This is a genomic window from Anoxybacteroides rupiense, from assembly GCF_014196195.1.
Taxonomy (GTDB): Bacteria; Bacillota; Bacilli; order Bacillales; family Anoxybacillaceae; genus Anoxybacteroides; species Anoxybacteroides rupiense.
Genome location: NZ_JACIDF010000002.1, coordinates 42,983 through 64,924, shown reverse-complemented (window position 1 = coordinate 64,924; position 21,942 = coordinate 42,983). Strand labels below are relative to the sequence as shown.

At 39.1% G+C, this 21,942-nt stretch carries 18 protein-coding genes, 2 pseudogenes and 1 CRISPR repeat array; of the genes and pseudogenes, 16 read left to right on the top strand and 4 right to left on the bottom strand.

What is annotated here, in order from left to right:
* Positions 1-84 precede the first annotated feature (84 nt).
* Positions 85-1,671, top strand: a complete 1,587-nt coding sequence (istA, locus tag GGQ95_RS03845) for an IS21 family transposase (RefSeq protein ID WP_312856939.1) — start codon at positions 85-87, stop codon at positions 1,669-1,671.
* Complete coding sequence (istB, locus tag GGQ95_RS03840; RefSeq protein ID WP_183186390.1) at positions 1,668-2,432, top strand: IS21-like element helper ATPase IstB; 765 nt, start codon at positions 1,668-1,670, stop codon at positions 2,430-2,432. Before istA ends, istB begins: the two co-directional genes overlap by 4 nt.
* Positions 2,433-2,469: 37 nt before the next feature.
* Here the strand turns inward: istB and GGQ95_RS03835 are convergent.
* Positions 2,470-3,068, bottom strand: a pseudogene (locus tag GGQ95_RS03835) (IS982 family transposase); the annotation flags it as partial.
* Positions 3,069-3,763: 695 nt separating this feature from the next.
* Between GGQ95_RS03835 and GGQ95_RS03830 the strand changes: the two are divergent.
* From GGQ95_RS03830 to GGQ95_RS03795, 9 genes are all read left to right on the top strand, one after another.
* Complete coding sequence (locus GGQ95_RS03830) at positions 3,764-5,086, top strand: DUF7281 domain-containing protein (protein ID WP_183186389.1); 1,323 nt, start codon at positions 3,764-3,766, stop codon at positions 5,084-5,086.
* Positions 5,071-6,486 (top strand): hypothetical protein, encoded by a 1,416-nt coding sequence (locus tag GGQ95_RS03825; RefSeq protein WP_183186475.1) that lies wholly within the window; start codon positions 5,071-5,073, stop codon positions 6,484-6,486. Before GGQ95_RS03830 ends, GGQ95_RS03825 begins: the two co-directional genes overlap by 16 nt.
* Positions 6,487-6,490: 4 nt before the next feature.
* A complete protein-coding gene (locus GGQ95_RS03820) occupies positions 6,491-7,165 on the top strand; it encodes a hypothetical protein (protein WP_111646432.1) in 675 nt (224 codons plus the stop codon).
* Entirely contained in the window at positions 7,162-10,365 is a 3,204-nt protein-coding gene (locus GGQ95_RS03815) for an AAA family ATPase (protein WP_183186388.1), read from the top strand. Before GGQ95_RS03820 ends, GGQ95_RS03815 begins: the two co-directional genes overlap by 4 nt.
* A 601-nt stretch (positions 10,366-10,966) precedes the next feature.
* Entirely contained in the window at positions 10,967-11,401 is a 435-nt protein-coding gene (locus GGQ95_RS03810; protein WP_183186387.1) for an ImmA/IrrE family metallo-endopeptidase, read from the top strand.
* Positions 11,398-11,583, top strand: a complete 186-nt coding sequence (locus tag GGQ95_RS18570; RefSeq protein WP_280528783.1) for a DUF4411 family protein — start codon at positions 11,398-11,400, stop codon at positions 11,581-11,583. Before GGQ95_RS03810 ends, GGQ95_RS18570 begins: the two co-directional genes overlap by 4 nt.
* 139 nt (positions 11,584-11,722) lie before the next feature.
* Entirely contained in the window at positions 11,723-11,887 is a 165-nt protein-coding gene (locus GGQ95_RS18565; RefSeq protein WP_312856938.1) for a DUF4411 family protein, read from the top strand.
* Between the two features lie 300 nt (positions 11,888-12,187).
* Positions 12,188-12,340, top strand: a complete 153-nt coding sequence (locus tag GGQ95_RS03800; protein WP_183186386.1) for a hypothetical protein — start codon at positions 12,188-12,190, stop codon at positions 12,338-12,340.
* Positions 12,327-12,632 (top strand): hypothetical protein, encoded by a 306-nt coding sequence (locus GGQ95_RS03795; protein ID WP_183186385.1) that lies wholly within the window; start codon positions 12,327-12,329, stop codon positions 12,630-12,632. Before GGQ95_RS03800 ends, GGQ95_RS03795 begins: the two co-directional genes overlap by 14 nt.
* Positions 12,633-13,051: 419 nt before the next feature.
* On the opposite strand, the gene GGQ95_RS03790 is transcribed toward GGQ95_RS03795, so the two are convergent.
* A complete protein-coding gene (locus GGQ95_RS03790) occupies positions 13,052-14,749 on the bottom strand; it encodes a sigma-54 interaction domain-containing protein (protein ID WP_183186383.1) in 1,698 nt (565 codons plus the stop codon).
* 319 nt (positions 14,750-15,068) lie between these two features.
* On the opposite strand from GGQ95_RS03790, the gene ahlS reads away from it, so the two are divergent.
* Positions 15,069-15,917 (top strand): AhlS family quorum-quenching N-acyl homoserine lactonase, encoded by an 849-nt coding sequence (gene ahlS, locus GGQ95_RS03785; RefSeq protein WP_183186382.1) that lies wholly within the window; start codon positions 15,069-15,071, stop codon positions 15,915-15,917.
* 17 nt (positions 15,918-15,934) lie between these two features.
* Positions 15,935-17,134 carry an iron-containing alcohol dehydrogenase gene (locus GGQ95_RS03780; protein ID WP_183186380.1) on the top strand — a complete coding sequence of 400 codons (1,200 nt, stop codon included), beginning with the start codon at positions 15,935-15,937 and terminating at the stop codon, positions 17,132-17,134.
* A 333-nt stretch (positions 17,135-17,467) separates the two neighbouring features.
* Here GGQ95_RS03780 and GGQ95_RS03775 read toward each other — a convergent pair whose 3' ends face one another.
* Positions 17,468-17,605 (bottom strand): hypothetical protein, encoded by a 138-nt coding sequence (locus GGQ95_RS03775; RefSeq protein ID WP_183186379.1) that lies wholly within the window; start codon positions 17,603-17,605, stop codon positions 17,468-17,470.
* A gap of 693 nt (positions 17,606-18,298) precedes the next feature.
* Positions 18,299-18,795: direct repeats of the CRISPR family, unit length 30 nt; unit sequence GTTTTTATCTTAACTATGAGGGATTGAAAC.
* 19 nt (positions 18,796-18,814) lie between these two features.
* Here GGQ95_RS03775 and GGQ95_RS03770 point away from each other — a divergent pair.
* The 3 genes and pseudogenes from GGQ95_RS03770 (at position 18,815) to GGQ95_RS03760 (ending at position 20,391) form a co-directional block, all read left to right on the top strand.
* On the top strand, positions 18,815-19,405 hold the full coding sequence (locus tag GGQ95_RS03770) for a hypothetical protein (protein ID WP_183186378.1): 591 nt from the start codon (positions 18,815-18,817) through the stop codon (positions 19,403-19,405).
* 551 nt (positions 19,406-19,956) lie between these two features.
* Complete coding sequence (locus tag GGQ95_RS18705; RefSeq protein WP_311975603.1) at positions 19,957-20,127, top strand: nucleotidyltransferase substrate binding protein; 171 nt, start codon at positions 19,957-19,959, stop codon at positions 20,125-20,127.
* A pseudogene (locus tag GGQ95_RS03760) lies at positions 20,108-20,391 on the top strand (nucleotidyltransferase domain-containing protein). The gene GGQ95_RS18705 and the pseudogene GGQ95_RS03760 overlap by 20 nt, the downstream one beginning before the upstream one ends.
* A gap of 774 nt (positions 20,392-21,165) precedes the next feature.
* Here the strand turns inward: GGQ95_RS03760 and GGQ95_RS18700 are convergent.
* On the bottom strand, positions 21,166-21,750 hold the full coding sequence (locus tag GGQ95_RS18700; protein ID WP_080862451.1) for a DUF4395 domain-containing protein: 585 nt from the start codon (positions 21,748-21,750) through the stop codon (positions 21,166-21,168).
* Positions 21,751-21,942 lie beyond the last annotated feature (192 nt).

Below are 21,942 nucleotides of genomic sequence, written 5' to 3'. Positions count from 1 at the left end.
AAATTGGACACTTATTTACCAATTTTACTCCTAACAGCTATGATAGATGTTGAGATTTTATCTAGCTGTTGGAGGGACTGAAAGGTGGATAAGTGGGAAATGTATATGGAAATTTATCAACTTTTAAAACAAGGGTTTAGTAAAACATCCGTCGCTAAAAAATTAAAGATATCCAGAACGACATTATATAACTATTTAAAGCGTTCACCTGAGGACATGACAACATGGTTAGCTTCTACGAAGCAACGAAGAAAAAAGTTAGACCCTTATCGAGAGCTTATTTTACATTGGATTCAGAAGCATCCAGATTTATCAGCGTCTCAGGTACAAGACTGGTTAGAGGAACGTTATCCTGACCTTTGCGTGGGAGAAAGTACGGTTCGGAGTTATGTACGTAGTTTACGAGAGGAATGGAAAATCCCAAAGGAACCCTCGATTCGCCAATATCAAGCAGTGCCAGATCCACCAATGGGTCACCAAGCGCAAGTCGATTTTGGAAAAGTGAAAGTAAAACATCAACAAGGCAAGGATATCGATTTATATTTTATCGCCTTTGTGCTTTCGCACTGCCGTTATAAATACATGGAGTGGCTGGATCGTCCTTTTACAACGAGAGATGTCATTCAAGCTCATGAGAATGCGTTCCAATGGTTTGGTGGAATCCCAAACGAACTTGTTTATGATCAGGATAACCTGATTGTGGTTAGTGAAAATGCCGGGGACCTCATTCTTACCGCCGAGTTTGAAGCCTATCGAAGACAGCGCAACCTCACTCTTCATGTATGTCGAAAGGCAGACCCGGAAAGCAAAGGGAAAATTGAGAATGTCATAGGATTTATCAAACACAACTTTGCCAAACATCGGATATTTACGAATCTCGATCTGTGGAATGAACAAGGATGGGAATGGTTACGGCGAACAGGTAATGGGAGAGTTCATAACACAACAAAAAAGAGACCAGTCGACGTGTTTGAACTCGAAAAACAACACTTACGACCGATCTCTCTATCAGTGGACGTGACCTACGTCCAAAACCCAAACCTCACAAACAGTATAACAAGAACGGTTAGAAAGGACAATACGATTCTGTACAAATCGAATCGATATACGGTTCCGTGCGGAACCTATATGCCGTTTGGAAAAACAGTACAAATTGTCATACAAAGGGAACAGGAGCTCTTCATCTACGATTCTGAAACAGGGGAATACTTAGGAAAGCACACGATCGCTCATGGCAAAGGAAAGCTGATTCAAAACCGAAACCATTTGCGAGATCGAACGAAAGGCATCAATGCCTATATCAAAAGGGTTGCCAACCAGTTTGAACAACCAGATGTGGCAAAGGAATATCTAGAACACATACGAAAAGCCTATCCGCGATATATACGCGATCAATTGCAGCTCATTCAAAAAAAATTGGCTCACTCTCCGACGTCCCTCTGCAGCCAAGCACTACAAAAGTGCATCGAATTACAGCTGTATAGTGCTTCAGAGTTTACAGATATGGTCGGTTACTTACAACGGCAACATCGATTGAACACTTCCGGCAAAGCCGTTCAGGTAAACCGAATCCAATCATTGCAGGAGGAGAGTCATTCTATCCTTTGTGCACAACCAGCTGTAAGAAACGTTAATGAATATATCGGGATTTTGGAGGGAAGAACGAAATGAGCCAGTTAACGAATGTACAAGAGTTATTACGAGTATTACGTTTGACAGAAACGGCTTCTCATCTGCCTATATTAGTGAAACAAGCAGAGACGAATGAGGTGACATATCTACGTTTTTTATACGATGTGTTACGTTATGAACAACATCGTCGGGAGGAGAAATTACGGGAGAGGCGTTTGAAATGGGCGTCTTTCCCCTACTACAAGACGTTAGATGAGTTTCAACTACAAGAACAGCCATCACTGACGAAAAGACAATTTCACCAATTGCGAGAACTCTCATGGTTAGACCAACTCTTTAATTTGATTCTGTTAGGACCGCCAGGTGTCGGAAAAACCCATTTGGCGATTGGACTCGGGATTGAAGCGATTCATCAAGGGTATAAAGTGACGTTTATTACGATGGGAGAGTTGATTCAAGCGTTAAAAACGGAGGAAATTACTCGGAAATCACAAATTCGTCTTCAACGACTGAGGGAATCGAACTTAGTGATTATCGACGACTTAATGTTTATAGCGATGGATCAACGAGAAGCGAATTTATTCTTTCATTTGATTAATGACTTGTACAATCAATCGTCGATTATCCTAACATCCAATAAAGGGCCGAGTGAGTGGGGAGAATTACTCGGTGATCCGGCTATCACCACAGCTGTATTAGACAGAATCATCCATCGTGCCGAAGTGATTCATTTAAATGGAGACAGCTATCGAATGAAGCACAGAATTTCCATTTTTAATGATGAAACTGTTCAAAATTAATGATCAAAAAGTGTTCAATTTTACTTGACGGTTACATATCTCCTAACGTGTAAGGATGCGGAAGTTGAGTCATGCCTTCTTCTGCCACGATTCGATCATGATACGAAGCAGCCGTGACCACATATCCCATAGGAAGCGACTGGTCCGTAATCTGGATGTGTAACTTAAATCCGTAGAAGAACATCTTCTTGGAAGCACAGTACCCCATATCCGCCACCTCTCGGAATCGTTTGATCCGTGAAGCGCGTGCATAGTGACACCACTTGATTGGTAAACTGTCCACGACAGCATGCACATGATGTTTTCCACGTTTAGCTAGCCGATGTCGAATCCATTTGATGGACCAACGTAACGAACGGCATCGATGATTGTATCGAGAACGTTCAGGGAACGACTCTTCCATGAATAAGTTTCCAACGACAAAGCGATGCCATGCCCGTTCCGACGTAAAGCCGAATAACTTTCCAAGCACATGAATCGCCATGGTCCCATCATCGGTTTGCTTCAACAAGTGCCGATTGCGTCTCTTCAAATGTGGTTCGATATAAGACAACCGTGTATCACGATCGATAAAATGGCGGCATATGGTTTTTGAATGTTCGTTTTGTTTGTTGTAAAATGAAAGGGCTTTTGCATGAATGAGGATTCTCCTTTGAAATGTAGGTTGGCACTTTCATTTTAAAGGGATTTTCCAGGCAAGGGCTATATTTTTATGTATCGTGGTCTTTATCTAGCACCACGGGTTAAAGTTTTTTTCCTTAAACAAGGTGATTGTCATACTAGGTCAATCCGCCTTAGAAGCATTAAAAGAAATTGAACCACATTCGCTAGTTTTAAATAAAAATGTAGCAATATTTTCAAAGTGGAATGGCCAATTCGCCTATCCACTCTATCACCCAAGTCCCCAAGCAATAAAGACTGGTATTAGACCATTTGAACAACAAAGAACGGATTTTAAACAATAGGGGTATAATCATGGTTTTAGAATTTCAAAAGGGTTAGAACTGATAAAATTTAAAAGTAAATGGCCTAGTAACACCCCGGAAAAATTTTGGTAAAGTGAATTTTAACATTTTCCGAGAATTCTCCCTCCCGTCTCTAAACGGAGTGTAGGTGAAAGAGGTTCATTAGTAATCTGCCTGTGTTGTCTCATTATTCAAATAACCATAAAGGTTTTGTGTAAAGTCCAATATTATAAATCCAAATTTGATTTTTCCTGTATTAATATGAAGAGCAAAAGCATGTCACAGCTTATTGCCAATATGGTAATAGAATGTTTTAAAGTTCTTATATGATCGACAATAAATTCAAGGAAAAAGAGGAGAATAGCTTTGATTGATCAGGCAACGGTTAACTATATCCAAAAATATATTTTAAAAAAGGGTGAGGAACTTGAAACATTAGGCATTGACCAAACATCTTCTCCATTTATAGATGTAAAAATTGTTAAACGCACGGAAAGAACTTACCGGGTTGTAGGATTACTCACCCTGTCTCCTTACAAAAAAGAAACAGTAAAGATAGATGATTCTTTAAAGGATTTAAATTTCACACCTCGAAAAAAAGTGAAACTCGACGATCATGCTCAAAGAACATTAAGATGGCTTGAGCAAGGATGGATTATGAAAGAGATTCGCTTTGAAAAAGATGAAAAAACAATCAAGACGATGTATTATCGAATGGGATATCGGTTGTATCAATATCAGCAGGAGTGTATTCAGCAAAAGAAAGATGCCATCGATCGGGAGTTTCGTGAATGGAAGAATACGACAAAATTGATTCAAATAAATGATGACCAGATAGAGTTGTTTTCTTACCAAAGAAAGAGGGGATTCAATTCCTTAATAGAAGTTATAAATAAAGTGCTTGATTTAGACTTTTATGAAATAGAAGAATCATATTTATTTCCAGAAAAATGGTCATTGCAAAAAAAATTGAAGTTTCTTCATTTTGTAGTTGCTTTTTTACAATTGTGTCTTCAAAAAACAAATTTTGACTGGAAAGAAATCGGAGCGAGCTATTTTAAAAAAATTGGCGGTTCAAAGAAATTTGATTCAAATAAGCAAGAATTTATTACACATTTAGAAGAATGGACAAAATGTCCGGCAGCTCTCCTCGGTCTTTCTAGCTTAGGAAATATTACTCCTTTTTATTTTTCTGGACAACTCATTGGAAACTATTCGTCATATCAATTTGGTCCCGTTCACGCATTAACGGATTTATCCATTTCAGCAGATGATTATTCTACGAAGGCAACGACTTTATGGTTAGTTGAAAATAGAGGAATATTAACAAGAATGAATGCAGAAGGAGATTTTATTAAAGAAACAAACTCCCTTGTCATGTGTGTAGATGGACATCTGAGAACATCTCATAAACATTGTATTCATCAACTGTTAAAGAACAGTCCGATACAACAGACCATGATTTGGACAGATTATGACTCGGATGGTTTTCAAATTGCAAAAGAATTGTATACCGTTATTTCACCGCATCGTTCTCTTAAACTAAAATGGATTACCCATGACCATAGAATCATGGAACAATGGGAAATGTACGAGAAATACATGACAGCATTCTTAAAAGATCATAAATTGGAACAAGAACAAATATTAGGGGATGTAGAAAGTTGGAAAAGATGGATCAATCATTAATCTCGATTTTTCAAGCAAATGAATCAGCCCCTGAAGTGCTGCAAACAATGAGGGATATTGCCTCACTATCAGGAGTTTTAAGTGATTTAGGCTCACAAAACGCTTTCCAATCACCTAGTGAAATTCTTCGATTTTTAAGAGTGATTCAATTAATCTATGAGGAAGCGCTTGGTTTAGATGATCCGATTGAAAATGCGGAAACCGTTTATTATCGTTATCGCAACCGATATAATGATCCAGAACCTCCAACTAAGGAGAAAGTCGAAAAGGTTGTCAATGTTCTTGTTAAATATAACTGGATTTCTAAACAATCTCGTCAGTTGAAGATGAGAGATACAGGGAAACGAATGATGGATGCATTGATTCGGTTAGCTAACGATTCGTTAGCCTATTATATGCATGATGATATTGGAAGATCCTTGTTTCAGGCTAGGCGTGATGCTGAATTGAGTGAAGCATATGATGATCAAGGAATCTCCGGTGGAAATAAAATTGCCAGTATGATCCGGAATGTCGAAAATGCCATTCAATTAATGAAAGAGCGAGAACTCGAGATGCTTGCTGATCGTCATGCGCTTCCTCAGCTCGAACTTATTCATCATTTAATGCAAGATTTAGAATTGAAGCTTCAAGAGCGTTTTCGTCAGTTTCAAACATTGGAGGATAGTCTCGTTCTAGCGGATTTAATGCAAAAAGGGACAGCCGCTCTTGCAGAAGGAACAAACTTGAGCTTAGGTATGATTAATAAATATTTGAAATTTACCCATATGCAAAAAACACCGTTATCCTCTACTATTCGACCGGAAAAAGTGCGCGAATTTATTATTCAAATGTTCGATCCTCCCCTCGATTCGGATGTGCCGAACGCCCATCAATTATTAAGTTTTATGGAGCAGGGCCAGTATGAAGAAGAGCAGATTGACGGCTTATGGATTCCAATTAAATTTCCCGCCCCCCTGTCGCCATATGCTATTGGTGAAGCGGTTGAATTTTTGGAAAACTATGAACCTATAGTGGAATCAAGCGATGAGATAGAGGAAGAAATCCTTTATTCATCAGAGGAAATATCTCAGGATAAAATAGAAGAACTGATGAGAGAATCAAGCTGGTTGTTAACGAAAACGATGATAAAGACCGAGGCGATTGAAACCTATCTCGAAGAATATGAAGAAGTCCCGATAGAACAAGTCATTATTGAGGCAACTTCTTCTGAATGGAGTGATGTAATCAATGGAATGACAGCGATTTCTGCTCTAGTCGGTACTAAAAAAATTATCATGTTAAAGCCAGACCAAAAAAAAGATTTTCCAAAGTACGAGAGAAAATGGGAGTGGATGAACCATGAGGATGGATCCTATATCATCCGAAAACGAAATCATCGGAGAGAACAAGAAGAATGATTCAATGAACAAATACAATGATGATGTGAATGTCAATCCATTAAATGCTATGCAATCGTTGAAAGGGATTTTATCGGAGCAAGAGGAGTTAGCATTCATGAACATACTTTTTTCGTCTTCTGCCTCCATTCGTTCGGGGAACTTTGGCCTTTCCAGAAAAGAAGTAGAAAAATTGCTTCATATCCAAGGGGATAATGACAAATTTTTTTCATTTTTAACGAGGGTCAATCAAGCTGTAAGCCGTTATTTTAAAGTGATTTATGATGAACGTCGTGATCAAGTAGTCGCGTTAATGAGAGTACCGGCTCGGGCAGCCCGAAATACGTTAACGAAAGAAAGTCTTGCGATTCTTTTGTACATGTTTTACCACCAGGAAGTTTTACAGCATGAATTTACGCTGTTTGACCAATTACTGAACGCTTTTGGACATGAAACAACGAAAGCTAATCAACGTATTTTGGCCAATATCGATCCGCTTAAAAAGATTGGGGCGATTGAAGAATATGATACGAATTCCCAAGAGAAGGCATATCAACTTACTGCTATTGGTGTTCATATGTTTTCCGATTCTTTTCTGCGTCGAGCAACGGAATTTAGTCAATCGAACCAATTAAGCAAAGAAGAGGTTTTGAAATTTTTCAAGCGGTATAACCTTTACCAGAAGGGAGAAGGAGAATGATTCCGTGGCGACTTACTTTTTCAGGAATTCGCGACTATCCGCCGACATTATTGGATTTATCGGGAATTGACGAACACGTCATTATAACAGGTCCGAATGGTGCTGGAAAATCAACGATTACGTTTTGTATGGGTGCTGTGTTATATTCGTCCAAAGTTGATATGGAAGGATTGAAATCCCGAAATCTCTCATCCGATCAAACATGGAAAGCGCGTATTTCCTTTCTTTTTAAGAATGACGGTTTAATGAAAATAGATGCTCCAACGTTTATTGAGTTTTCATTAAAAATAGTCCAAGAACCGGGACAGCCGATAAAAAAAGAATTTTCGATTTCAACCGGCGAAGCAATCGACAAGTGGGAAGAAACGATTAAATATACATCCGGTGATCGTTATTATAATTTTTCCACTTATAAAAAAGATTTACAGTACAAATATAAAATTGATCCTGATCTCTTTTATCTCATTTGGTACCAACAGGAAGTCAATCAATTTGCTGTGATGAATCCAGAGGAACGTTTTCGCATTTTCAGTGAAATGCACGGCATTGACAAAATCCAGAAAGACTGGGAAGAGAGCATGGAAAAAATGAAGGAAACAGCAGAAACATTGAGAGTAGCTGAATGGAACGTAAAAGGGATGAAAGCAGAGGTGGCAATGAAAAAAGCAGCATTAGACCGCTTTTTAGATAACCAAAAACGGTTGCATAATGGAGCTAAGCTGTATATCGAATCCCTTTTACAGTTAGAGGTTCACTATAAAAAAGAGAAAGAAACGCTCGAGGAGCTTGTTCAGCAAATGATGGGAGAAATTGAAGACGCAAAAGCGGAGCAAGCTTTTCAAAAAAGCGAAAAGGAGAAGAAAAAAGAGTATTTAACAGCTTTAAGGAGCAACGAAGAACAACTGAATTTACTAATGAACGAAAAATACGAGAAGTCTCGAGAAATCAGTCAATCTATTAAAAAGATTGAAGAACGGATTGAAAACCTTGAAAACGAATTAGAAGAAATTACTTTGAAGAAAAATCAAATTACCCGTTCCGAAGAGGAAGTAAAAGCAGCGTTACGGCAACTCACGGAAGAACAAACCAAAACAAACAACGAATTCGAAAATACCTCATTAAAATTGGAAGAGTTAAGTAACACTTGGCAAGAAAAAGTGCAGATCATTGCGGACTTGAACCAACAAATCGAAACAGATGAAAAATTAGAAGCGAAACATGCCGAAAGATTGCGCGAATATAAGAGCAGCTACTCCGTGCAGGAAAAGATTGATTCATTGGAAAAAGAAGTAGAAAATCGAAAAGATAAAAAGCTTAAGATGACGCGCACGTTACAAGAGTTACAAGATGAACTTCGATTGCTTGAAGAAAATCGTGACTTGTCCGCACGGCAAATGGAGTCGTTGAAATTTTTCCGTGCCCGACAAATTAAAGCATATCCTCTTCGTGAATTGATTGAACTGGATGAAAGTGCAAAATTAAAAGATGAACAGATTTTTAATACGATTAAATATACAATCTTTTTTAATGAGAAACATATTGAGCCGCCAAATGATTTGTACCATGTTCCTCTTATGAAAGTGATTCCCGACCGTCCTGTTATGGAATTACCGCATCTTCATTTGCGCATAAAAAAGGGGCTTTCTGAGGCAGAGATACCGCATGCAATGAAGGCTCTTTGGTGGGTAGAGCAGTTTTTTAAAGGCGGAACGTTTACGATAAAAAATGGCATGTTGGTCGATCCAATGGGGATTCGCGGTCCACAAGAAAAAGAACGGTTTATTTTAAGCGCAAGGGCAATAGCCGTCCGAAAGCAGGAGGTAAAGCAGCAAATTGATAAAATGAATCAGCAAATTTTGCAAATAGATCATGAAATTGAAAATGGTACAAAAATGATTCAGCAGCTAAACGGGATAATACAGCAAATTCGCGAATCAGAGGCGTTTATGACGAACGAGCTTGAGCGGACCATGCGCAAAAAGAAATATCAAGAGGAAGTAGAAAATCGAAACAAAATAGAAAGAGAAAAACAAGCATTAGAAAAGAAAAAAGAGGGGTTAATACGTCTGCAAATCCAACAAGATGAGTTTAAGAAAAAATTGCAGGAAGAAGCGGCTATATACGAAGAGCTTGGAAAAATGAAAGAAAAATATGAAGAATTAAATGAACATAAGAGTCAATTGGCTTTTCAAAAAAAACTTTTAAAAACACATAAAAATACGGTTGCAGAACTGGAAAATGATTTAGAACAGACACGGTATAAAATTAAAGAAACTGACCGAGCGATCCAAGATTTAGATGACATGATTGAAGCTGATGAACGAAAGATTCATTCAATCACAAAGCAAAAAGATAATTATAGCGACCGGATTGAAACAATAAAACAAGAACTTGTCCAAATCATTCAAGGGTTAAATGACTTACAAAATTTAATTCCAGCTGTTTATCAGGAAGTTGTCGCTATGGAAATAACAGAAAACGTTTTATCTGTTCACCAGTTAAAGCAAAATTGTGAAAATGGAAAAGTTATATTTAACCAAGCGCGGAACGAAGAAAATATTGATATTGCCGCGCCAGAAAATTATAAAACAGCCAAGCAGGAATATGATCGTTTAGAAGACGAATATAAACGGACAAAAATTTTACTCGAACAAGATATTGAACGTACTGAACAATTGAGAGATAAACTTGAAACAACTATTAATATGCGGGTTCTTGAACTGCAACAACGTTTTAAGTCATACATGAGCCAATTTCAATTTGAAGGTGAAATTAGCTGGCAGACGTTTGAAGATCGAAAGCAGCGAACTCACTTTAATTTGTATATTAAAGCAAGAAAAGAAGGTCATCGCGGCACGATGGAAGACGTCAGTACAAAAGCACGTGGTGGAAAAGTCGGAAAAGGTGTATCAGGTGGCGAAGAGTCGCTCAGTTCTCTTCTGTTTGCCCTTGCGTTATTACAAAATTTAAGAACTGCTCCAGGATTCATTGTCTTAGACGAATTTGACAGCGCATTGGACGAGAACCGTAAGATAAAAGTATTCGATCTATATGCGCAGGAGTTAAAAAGGAAACTTATTATCCTTACTCCTAAATCTCATGAAGAAACATATTTAAATCGATTTTCCAAAGCTTTTATCGTTCGGCATAATCCAACCATACCAGAAAGCCGAGTAGTTGGAGTTGTAAAAAAGGATTAACTGATGAGTAAAAGCTTTTTATCAAAATCAAAGCTTTTTCACCTCCAACATAAATCATAAAGTCAAAATAAAAATTTGAACCTTCCTACCTATATGAATGTTAATATCTGAATTATTGTAGCTGTTATGAAGAAGCCGAAAAAACATTTTTTGATATGTTTTCTAACAGTATTTTTTTAATCTGTGTATAATGAATACAGTTTGAATTTCCAGCATATATAAAACAGTGCAACTGCTCTTTTCCCTAACTTAAACGCTTTATTGATGTCGATTTTTCACTCTGAACTTGTATAGCTTAAAAAAACAACACGTTTTGAAAAATGTATAAGATTGGAAGAATTACAAACACAGGAGTCTTGTAATAAGCTAAAGGCAATAAGACTCCTTTTCTTTTTGTGATAAAACCGCGTCTGCCATCTTCATTTTCATTTCGTCGATGTGCAATACGGAAAGCACCGAGCTTCCGAAAAAGAGACGAAAGATAGAAAAATAAGTAAGATGGATGTGTTTGTGTTTACAGACCTTGGCGAGTTTTCCGCCAATGCTTCATATACAGCTTCCTCAGTCACATCCTTTATGGATGCGTGGATGAAACATATTTATGAATGGAAGAGATGGGAAAGCCGCGCAAATGTTTATATTGGCTCGCGAGTTTGCCCATGTTTGGTATGGGGCGAGCGCTGTGTTCGATTTAGCCAATCTTCAACCTGCTGATGTTGAAATTGAAAGTGTGTGCAATCAAGCCGCGGCGGAGTTTCTTGCCCCTGAAGACGAAGTGCTTCAAGCGTGTCCGGTACATTGTACGAAATTGCCCGCTATTTTAAACTCATTGAAATTGGGGGCCGCCCGCAGAACGCTGGACTTAAACCTCATTACAAAAGAAGAGTTCTTTTCGTTTTATGAGGCGTATGTTAAACGGCTTCGACAGGAAAGTGGAAGAAATGAAAATGAAAGGCGAAAGCAACTTTTACGCCACTCAAATATGCGCATTGTCCGCCGTTTTGCCGAATATGTCGGTGCGGGGAGATCTGTATGAGCTCTAGCCATAAGTTTGTGATCGATACAAACGTTTTTATTGAAGCTTATACAAGGTATTATTCTTTTGATATCGCTCCTTCCTTTTGGAACGCCGTGATTCAACACGCCGAAAACGGCCATGTCATTAGCATTGACCGCGTGAAACAGGAAATGAATCGTTTGCATAAAGAGGACGAATGAAGCAAGTGGGCTAATGAACATTTTGCCGAATGGTTCGAGCCGACTGATAAGCCGAAGGTTATTAACACATATTGAGACATGGTAACGTGGGCTGTTCAGCAAGACCAATCTTGATACAGCAAAAAACGAGTTTGCAAGCGTGGCGGATAGCTGGCTCATCGCGTTCGCCAAAACATATCATTTTACAGTCGTGACTGATCGCAATTCCAAAAGGAGAACTCTCATTCCGAATGTTTGCCGTACCTTCAACATATCCTATACGAATACCTTTGATATGCCGCAGCGCTTAGGTGTTAAATTTTAGTTTAATGCTGATCTTTTCTCCATATGTGGGTATTTGTAAAAATAATAACATGATTGATCCGCTCCTTTTTATTCTCTGTACAAACATTTTCCCAAAATTTATACATGTCTACTTTTAAAGGCTCGATCCACAGACATGCCCCAAAATGTAGCAATGCGTTTGATGGGGATTAACTTCTCCCTTCGTTTATAAAGCAAAAAACCTTCGAAAATTAAGAAATATATGGTATAATTTTATTAGAATTTGCATACAATACATCTCTAGGGAGGTGTATGTATGTGTAGAGGGGAGGAAAACAAAATGAATGCTACTACTATAAAAAAAATCGATAAATCTAAAAATAAAGGATTGACCAAAAATAAAAAAGAATTACTAAAGAAGCATATGGGCAGCGCTTCTTCAAAAATAGATATGAATGATGTTCGCCATTGGTGGAAGTATGAGAATCATTGATTTTAATCATCCAGAATTTCAAGGGTTTTCAGAAGGAGAAGATATTCTTATTGATACAGGAGTATGGCTCGCTTTTTATAATCAATATGATGCTTATCATTCAACTGTAAAGCGATTGTTTGATAAGCATGTATTACATAATGAAAAAAATTTATTTTTATACATTAATCCAACTATAGTAAATGAAATAACACATTTAGCATCTACTCCTCTAAAAAAATACCTTGATTTTTCCGGAGAAAAAAATATTTTTACAAATTCAGATATGAAAAAACCATTACTATGGTATTAAAGAGCTAATAGAAAAGGAAGTTATTTCAATATTAGATGGAAATAAAGAAAGTGTTATTAAACAAATTTCGTTATATAAAGAATTAGGTTCGGTAGATGCCGTTAATTCCTCCATTGCTAATTTATACGGTATAAGTTTTTTAACCGTAGATAAAAGGTTGGCTGAAAATATATTTAATCAAAGATCACAACTTTCCAATATTGCAGTTGTTTACTATACAACAGGAAAAAATAGAGATTATTAAGGTCGTCTTAATGGTGGCTTTTTATTTTTGTCTCCCTCCCCTTCTTTTGGCTAATAGGTTATCATGGTGGAAATGTTTCCAAAAAGAGGTGGGAGCATAAATAAAAAGAACCAATTAAACTTTCAAATAAAAGCTTATTTTTTATTGATGTTAAGCATGGCACCTGGCACAGTTTTTATTGATAAAGGTTCATATTCCACTTTTTTAATTTTTTTACAAGAGTCGAATGATCCACTCCTAATTGTTCCGCCGCTTTTCGAATGGAGGGATGCTTTTGAATTGCTTCGCCAATGATTCGTTTTTCAAACTGTTCGACCCGTTGTTTCAGTGTGAGAGAAGTCGCTGTATGTGGTCGCTCATCAATATGCGGCGGCAGGTCGTGCGGTTCGATTGACTGTGATGGTACGGAAACGATCATGCTTTCGATCAAGTTTTTTAATTCTCTCACATTCCCCGGCCAATGATAATGCTTTAAAATGCTTTTTGTATCAGGGGATAAGGATTTGTTTATGCGATATAGCTTGCAATAGAAAGAGAAAAAATGATCCAAGAGCGGCTCGATATCTTCTGGGCGCTCAGCCAATGGCGGAATATGAATTTCGACGACTTGCAGCCGATAGTATAAATCTTCGCGAAATGTTCCTTGGGAAATTAGCTTCCTTACATCTTGATTGGTGGCCGAAATAATTCGAATATCTAGGTTTTTCACTTGATGGCTGCCGATTCTTTGAATTTGTTTTTCTTGCAAAACGCGAAGCAGCTTTACCTGCAAAGATAATGGCATTTCGCCTATTTCATCAAGCATAATGGTTCCTTGGTCTGCTAATTCTAATAAACCGATTTTTCCTTCTTTTCGTGCTCCTGTAAATGCTCCTTTCTCATAGCCAAATAGTTCTGATTCTAGCAGCGGCTCCGGAATCGCCCCGCAGTTTATCTTGATAAACGGTTTGTCTTTCCGATCGCTTAAATGATGGATAAGATTGGCGATTACTTCCTTTCCGACACCAGATGGGCCCGTTAACAGAACGCTCGTAGGATAGGGGGCGACCTGTTTTACTTTTTCGAAAATTCCCTTCATAGAATCGCTTAGAAACACCATTTTTTCTTCTGAACCATCGATCGAGAACGTATACCGATGATGCCCCATTTTAAAAAAGCTTTTGGCTTTTTCCAATTCGGCTTTCATTTGAATAAGATGGGAGATGTCTCTGACGCTTGTTACCACCATCTCGATCTCGCCTTGTTGATCAAATACAGGATTTCCCGTGACGATGACATCCTTTTTTCCGCCTATTTTTTGCAAAATCGAGATGCGCTTTTTCTCTCTTAACACAAGAAGAGAGACAGACTGATCAAAATATCCTTTCTTAACAAGGTCCTCCATATGATTGCCTATCAGTTCTTCTCTACGGAAGCCTGTGATTTCCTCATAGGCGGAGTTGACCATTAAAGTTCTTCCTTCCTTATCCACCACATAGATTCCATCTGTTGAAAATTCAATAATGGTTTCCATTTGCTTAAAAAGAGAATGGTAGTGCTCTATTTCGGATATATCTTGGAGGACGCTGATGGCTCCGGCCAATTCGCCGTTTTGGTACACAGGAGTTCGATTGACAAGGCATTGGCGGCCCGCTATGTTCATTTTTACTCCAATTGAGCTTGTTTCGCTCTCTAGCACATAGGGAAGCTGTGTGGTTGGGATGAGCTCCCGAATATCCTTCCCTTCCCAATGTTGGTTTTCGATCTGGAGAAGTTTTTTCGCAGAGGAGTTGATAAGCAAAATTTTCTTGTGGCGATCAACAACAATGACCCCGTTATGGATAGACGAAAAAATGCTTTCCCATATATGAGAATCTATGATTTTTTGTTTCATATAAGCCCTCCATATTTTTATAGATGGTGAATGAATTCACCATGTGGTGAAAAATATCACAATTCCTTTATTCGGCTCATATTTAAGCTTCTCCTTTTTGTTGGTGATTTTTTTCACCTTTTCCTTATTCCTATTTCCACCCGTTTGCCTTGTCGCTATCTTTTCTAGCATTGGCACGATATTTGCTTGTAATAAAAATGAGGAAGAGAGGAGGGAAGCAAGTGCTATGAACGGTGCCTCTTTCCATAGAAAGTAAGCGCTGGTTTGAAAAATCGCTCGTTTAGTTCGAGAGAATCAAAAAGATGAAGGGGGAATTTTGATGGCGAATATGGTGAAAGCGCATCCTAAATTGTATGTGATGGATAACGGAAGGATGAGAATGGATAAAAACTGGATGATCGCCATGCATAATCCAGCGACGATTCACAATCCTCACGCGCCAACAGAATTTGTGGAATTTCCCATTTATACGGTGTTAATCGATCATCCAGAAGGCAAAATTCTTTTTGATACCGCTTGCAATCCCACTTCAATGGGACCTCAAGGGCGTTGGGCGGAATCGACGCAGCAAATGTTTCCATGGACGGCGAGCGAAGAGTGCCATCTTCACAATCGGCTAGAGCAATTAAAAGTGAGGCCGGAAGATATTAAGTTTGTAGTTGCCTCACATCTTCATCTTGATCATGCCGGATGTTTAGAAATGTTTACGAACGCGACGATTATTGTGCATGAGGATGAGCTAAATGGTACACTCCAATGTTATGCGCGCAATCAGAAAGAAGGGGCATACATTTGGGCCGATATTGATGCTTGGATTAAAAATCATCTGCAATGGCGCACCATAAAGCGGCATGAAGATCATCTTTTACTGGCGGAAGGGATCAGGGTGCTTAATTTTGGGAGCGGACATGCATGGGGGATGCTTGGGTTGCATGTAGAATTGCCGGAAACAGGCGGCATTATTCTTGCTTCTGATGCTGTTTATACGACGGAAAGTTATGGTCCGCCGATTAAGCCGCCTGGCATTATTTACGATTCTCTCGGTTATATGAATACCGTCGAAAAAATCCGGCGAATAGCGAAGGAAACCCATTCACAAGTTTGGTTTGGACATGACTCTGAGCAATTTAAACAATTTCGTAAATCCACTGAGGGATTCTACGAATAAAGAAGGGGAAGAAGATCATGAGTGTTGCTAGGCTGGCTTTTGCATCCCTTAGTTATGTCGGATGGGGAGCGTTGGAGCAATTGCTTCCGGAGGTCAGGCGTTTTTCGCCGAAGAGGATTCTTGTCGTCACAGATCCTGCACTTGAGAAAATCGGCTTCATTCAACGAGTAACAGCTCCTTTGATCCAACAAGGATACGAGGTGGAGCGATACACAGATGTCGTTCCAGAGCCGCCGTTAGAAGTAGGAGAGAAGCTCGTTTCTATGACGCGCCAAGACAAGTTTGATATGGTGATCGGAATCGGCGGGGGAAGCTCATTAGATTTAGCAAAATTAGCGGCTGTTTTGGCTGTACACGAGGGGACTGTTGCTGATTATTTAAACTTGACCGGCACCAAAACCGTCCAGCAAAAAGGGTTGCCGAAAATTTTGATTCCGACTACCTCAGGAACCGGTTCGGAGGTGACCAATATTTCCGTTCTTTCTTTGGAAACGACGAAAGATGTAGTGACGCATGATTATCTTTTAGCGGATGTAGCTATTGTCGATCCAGCATTGACCGTTACTGTGCCTCCTCGCGTCACAGCAGCTACCGGTATTGATGCATTGACCCATGCAGTGGAGGCTTATGTGTCTGTCCATGCCAGTCCAACAACAGATGGCTTGGCTCTTCAAGCGATACGATTGATTGGGCGGTCTTTGCGAAAAGCGGTCGCAGACGGAAACGATAAACAAGCTCGGATCGACATGAGCAATGGCAGCTATTTAGCAGGACTCGCTTTCTTTCATGCGGGGGTGGCCGGTGTCCATGCCCTTGCCTATCCTTTAGGCGGACAATTTCATATTTCGCATGGAGAATCCAACGCTGTGTTATTGCCGTATGTAATGGGATACATTCGCCAAAGCTGCACAAAACGAATGGCCGATATTTTGAATGCTTTAGGAGGGAATTCCGCTTATCTCTCTGAGGAGGAAGCTTCTTATCGCTGTGTGGAAGAGCTTGAGAGACTAGTGAAAGAGGTAGGCATTCCGAATACGCTGGGCGGTTTTCATATACATGAAACAGCGTTGGAAAGCTTAACTCAAGATGCTGTTCAGCAAAAAAGACTATTAGCGCGAAGTCCTTTGCCTCTGCTGGAAGAAGATATTAGAAACATTTATCAATCCGCTTTTATTGGTAGAGTGACGGAGCCAAAACGAAAAATGGAAAAATCGTGAATATAGAACGTTTTCTCGGCTCTCTAACCGCAAGAGCCCGTAGAGAGGTCCCGCTTAACGTTCTACCATATCTCAAAAAAAGTTCAGACTCAGCGTCTGGACTTTTTTGCAGAATTTATATCTTATCCTTTCATAAAGAAATTAAGGGGCTGTCTAGCTCCCAGCGCTATTCGCTCCGTTTTTGTTTATCTCGCTTTTGGGAAGAGGGAAACGGCTTTCTTTGTCACCCAGAAGCGCTCGGCCATATAGATGTTCAGTCCTTGGAGCTCGTACGTTTTGTTGCTGATCGTCATCATGTTTTGGTTGGCTGGCAATTTGGCCGTTTTGTTTCCATTACCACCATGATGACGTTTTTGACAGAGCCTTTTCTTGCTTTTTTTCCTCGTCACGTGCTGCAACTGCAACCGATTCTACGGCCAGCGAGCCGACAAGCACAATGCTCACCATCTTTTGACTTAGCACAACACTCACGCTTCTCTCCCCCTAATATGGGATTTATCATTATTATAGGAAGCTTTCATTAATCGTACATCAATAGATTGTAAATATTTTGTTAGAGAGGTATATATTAGTATATAATGAGGATGTAACTTCCGTGGCTCATGATCAGGATATCCTTTGTTTTTATGAACAAAATGCACAAAATTCATTTTATGTTCAAAAACGTATCATTTAGAAAACTACTAATATAATTGGTTTATGTAAACGATATTACAAGAAACAGGGGAGGGAGGAATGATGGGGAGAAAGCGGTTGTGTAGCATGGTTGATAGTGAAAGAATGATTATAAATGGTTTGTAAACTCTCCACCGATTATTAACCATTATCTAGTATTTGCTCGAAATCGTGTTTTCACAAACTCCATTTTCAGGAAGGAAATTCGAAAATCGGAAAGCGATTAAATAGGATGGAAAAGCGGTTGAAAAGTGTGGAAAGCGGGCGAGGGGAACTAGTAATAACTATTTACTAAGAAAATCGGCTTAAGGAGAGAAATTAATGTCGTCGACCTCCAATCGTGCAAAAATCCCGGGGGATCGACGACACTCCCCCATCACCAGCGACCATGCCCATCAAAGGATTGAAAACACCTAGCCCTTGAGCTAAAATAAAAATAACCTAGTAACTATTTTAAACCAAATACTTATGTAACAACGATTTTTTGGGGTTTTTATCTTAACTATGAGGGATTGAAACAAATGACGCGAAGTACGGAGGATTTGCCGCCGCCTGGTTTTTATCTTAACTATGAGGGATTGAAACCCGCCTTCCTAGGTGCTTTATTCGCAACGGATGGTGTTTTTATCTTAACTATGAGGGATTGAAACGATGTTGTGATTCTAGCGGATAAATCAACACTGTTAGGTTTTTATCTTAACTATGAGGGATTGAAACATTTCTGTCTTTCTCTGCTTCAAATTTCGAATTTCTGTTTTTATCTTAACTATGAGGGATTGAAACCCAGTTTAAGAGAGGTGAATAGAATGCCATTTGACCAGTTTTTATCTTAACTATGAGGGATTGAAACAAAAATAACTATCTGCTAAAGGACACAACACTAAAACCGTTTTTATCTTAACTATGAGGGATTGAAACCCGTCTAATCCTGTGTCACTCACCTCAAGAACGAACTCGTTTTTATCTTAACTATACGGAATTAAAACAAAATAAGGAGGGGAGAATGTGGTTCCGGAGATCATCGTTGCGTTGTTTTGTACGCTATATATTGTGATTTTTTTAAACCTTTTGATTCGCTTTGTAGAAACCGAGCGAAAAAAAGGAAAGGTTCTCTTGCCTACGATGGAAGATACCGCTTCAAGAAATCGGTATCGCATCAGAACTTTAAGTTTTGCTCAAAAAAATATGAAGGGCCTATTTTTTATGTTAGGAATCGTTCTTCCTTTGGTCGTGATGATGCTCATCTTTCATATGGGAAATGTTTCCTCCGTTTTCCCATTTTTATATTGGGCATTGATGCCTTTTATTTATTTGAACTTATTTGATTCTTTTGAGATTTGTGAGAATGGAATTTGTGGAGATAAGCTGTACCGTTGGGATGGAATTAAACAAGTTTCATTTGAACCTATCGATATTTTTCATCGTTATTATGGTTTGTTAGAGACGAATGAAACCACTTATGCGATGTGGCTGTACGATAGGGAAGGGAAAAAATTGATGCATCGTGTTACGATCGTGAATGACCAAGAAAGGCAAGACATCACCGAGTTGTTGGAAGCTCGTTCTGTTGAAGTAACATGCTTGCAAAAATCATAATCATAAAGAGCTCTCTCTCGTCGCCTGTGCGCCCCTTTGCTCTCGAAGAACATCGTACATGTCTCAAAAATTTGTAATATGCTATCATTTTGTTTTTAAGGAAATGTATGGAAGGGGGTGCAGACAATGCGTGTTAGCCCCCCTATTTGCTCAAAACAATGGTTTTTGTGAACTCGGTAAAGTCTGTTAAATGAGGATCGAGTACTCGTGATGCTAGTTGAGTGTTAAAACTCAACTAGCACCACGGGTGAAATATAATGCTATAAAAGGAGGTCCTTGATGAGCGACTTATTTGACAAGGATCGTTCTATCATATCAATATGCGTTTCGCTTATTGCTGCATTTAAAGAACGTCATTTCCGCTTCCCAACAAGTGGCAGCGGAAGATGAATGAATGAAAGAAGTATATCGAGATTCAATCGTAAAAAATATGAAATTCTCGAAGATCAGCTTTGGAAGCTGTTATCGAAGATTTTCAAGGCGTCCGGTTTGGAGTTACACAGCCCAAGAGCGTGCTATCGGCAAGCTTTCAAGGAAGGCTGGATTGAAATATCGATATATGGAACGATATATTAAGTTCGCGCAATGTAACGGCTCATGTATATAATGAAGAGGATGATGAACAGATCAAACAAAAAATTGTTGATGAGTACGTTCAGCAAATCGAAGCATTGTTGCAAAACATTAAAGAAGAAGTGATCGATCGTGACGCATGGAATTAACAAAAATGTTTTTGAGCGTCTGATCGCGTATTTTCAAAGCGAGAAAGAGATATTTTATTTGGCTCGCGCGCAAAAAATACGGCGCGGCATCATTCCGATATCGATCTGTGCATTGATTATACGGGAAAGCAAAAGTGGAAAGTGATCAGTGATATTGACGACATTGTTGGCATATATTCGTGCGACGTGCTGTCTTGTGATTCATTGAACCAAGAAATCGAGCGGCAAATCGAACGCGATGGAATGGTGATTTATGAAAAATGAAAGGTGTGTTAAGCAGACGGATTGCCACCGGCTGCCCATTCTCTTTTTACCGCCAATGGCATTGGTGTCGGCAAGCTGCTTCCAACCGTTCACATGCCTGACGCACTGTTGAGCGAGCACAAAACAAACTTTTGTCCGCGATCGGCTTTCATAAAGGAGAGTGGCGACAACGAGTGCTCACCGTATTTGGCGGATTCCGCTTTAAATCTCGATAGGTTTCACCATCTCCAGACCAATTCGCTAAAAGCGGGTTACAATTAATTTTACAGCCGGCGTACTTTCATAAAGGATGGCTGTTTTCTAAGAAATCTATAACATGTCTAATAGCTATGTGCTGATCACCTGCTAAGTATGATACCGAATTAAGTTCTTTCCAAATAATAATTGAACTGTAACCCTTTGTCTTCTCCTGATGACTGGACAGTATGTGACCCTGTGGTAAAATAAACCTATGTCGTTCTTTCATAACTGGATATAGGAGGTTGCATGGAGAAAATAAAATGCGAAAACCAAGCTGATCCTTCCATGCGTAAAATATCCAAGGTACAAAAGAACTCCGAATTGTCGGACATCTAGGGTTGGAACGACCCGAAGTCACGCTCAGGGAGACGAAAGGCGGCTTTCGTCGTGGAACTGAGAAGCTCCCACTTCAAGCTTTAGCTAAGTGGTGAGTAGTTCACTCTTATGGTAATATATCTCGCATAAAATCTCTGTAATTCAGGTTGCTTTATCTATACCCGCTTCCTCTTTCATTTCTCGTAATACAGCACTAGATCAATCACGGTCACAAGATTCAAATGTTCCTCCAAGTATTTGAATCCCTGCCGCAGGAATATTTTGACGTTCAAATACTAAAAGCTCCCAAGTATGATGAACGTTTCTGATGATATAAGCCAAAACCTCTTTTACATGGATATTGATGTATGATTCCCCTTTATTTAGACAATCTAGCTTTGCTTGGATCTTTTTTACGATAAAGCAGCCAATGCAAAAACCAAGAATGGCCGCAAAGGCTGCCAGAGCCACTAGGAGCGTAAATACGTAAGCGATCTTTGTCCATCCTGCTAAAAATGACACATAACCGATCGATAAGCAAATGACCGCAATGATTTGATTGAATGACTGCTGTGCATCATCCTCAGGAATGTATTCGCTTGGTTCCTTTCGTAAAAAGAACTTTGCTGCTCTCATCACGAGATGGAAATGAAAGAATAATCCTAAAAGGCTGGAGATCAATGGAAATAGCAGCGACCATTCTTGATAGGTCATCGAAGTGAAGAGAACCGAAAAAACGATAAACCATTGATTTACACGTACGAATGGACGAGGAACGGAGGAAGGGGTTTTTGGTCTCCTAATTCCAGTATTTCTTATATGTTTAATTATATTTATGATATTTTACAGTAGACGTCATGATTTGTGAAGAAAATTTGCAGAGGAGGAGTTTTAGATTGCTTATGGGCTGACGTAAGCGATGATACCGATAATCATTTTGTGTTCTATCCCCAGCATTCAGTATAGGAATAAAAACGAGTCTCAGCCAGCCGCTAA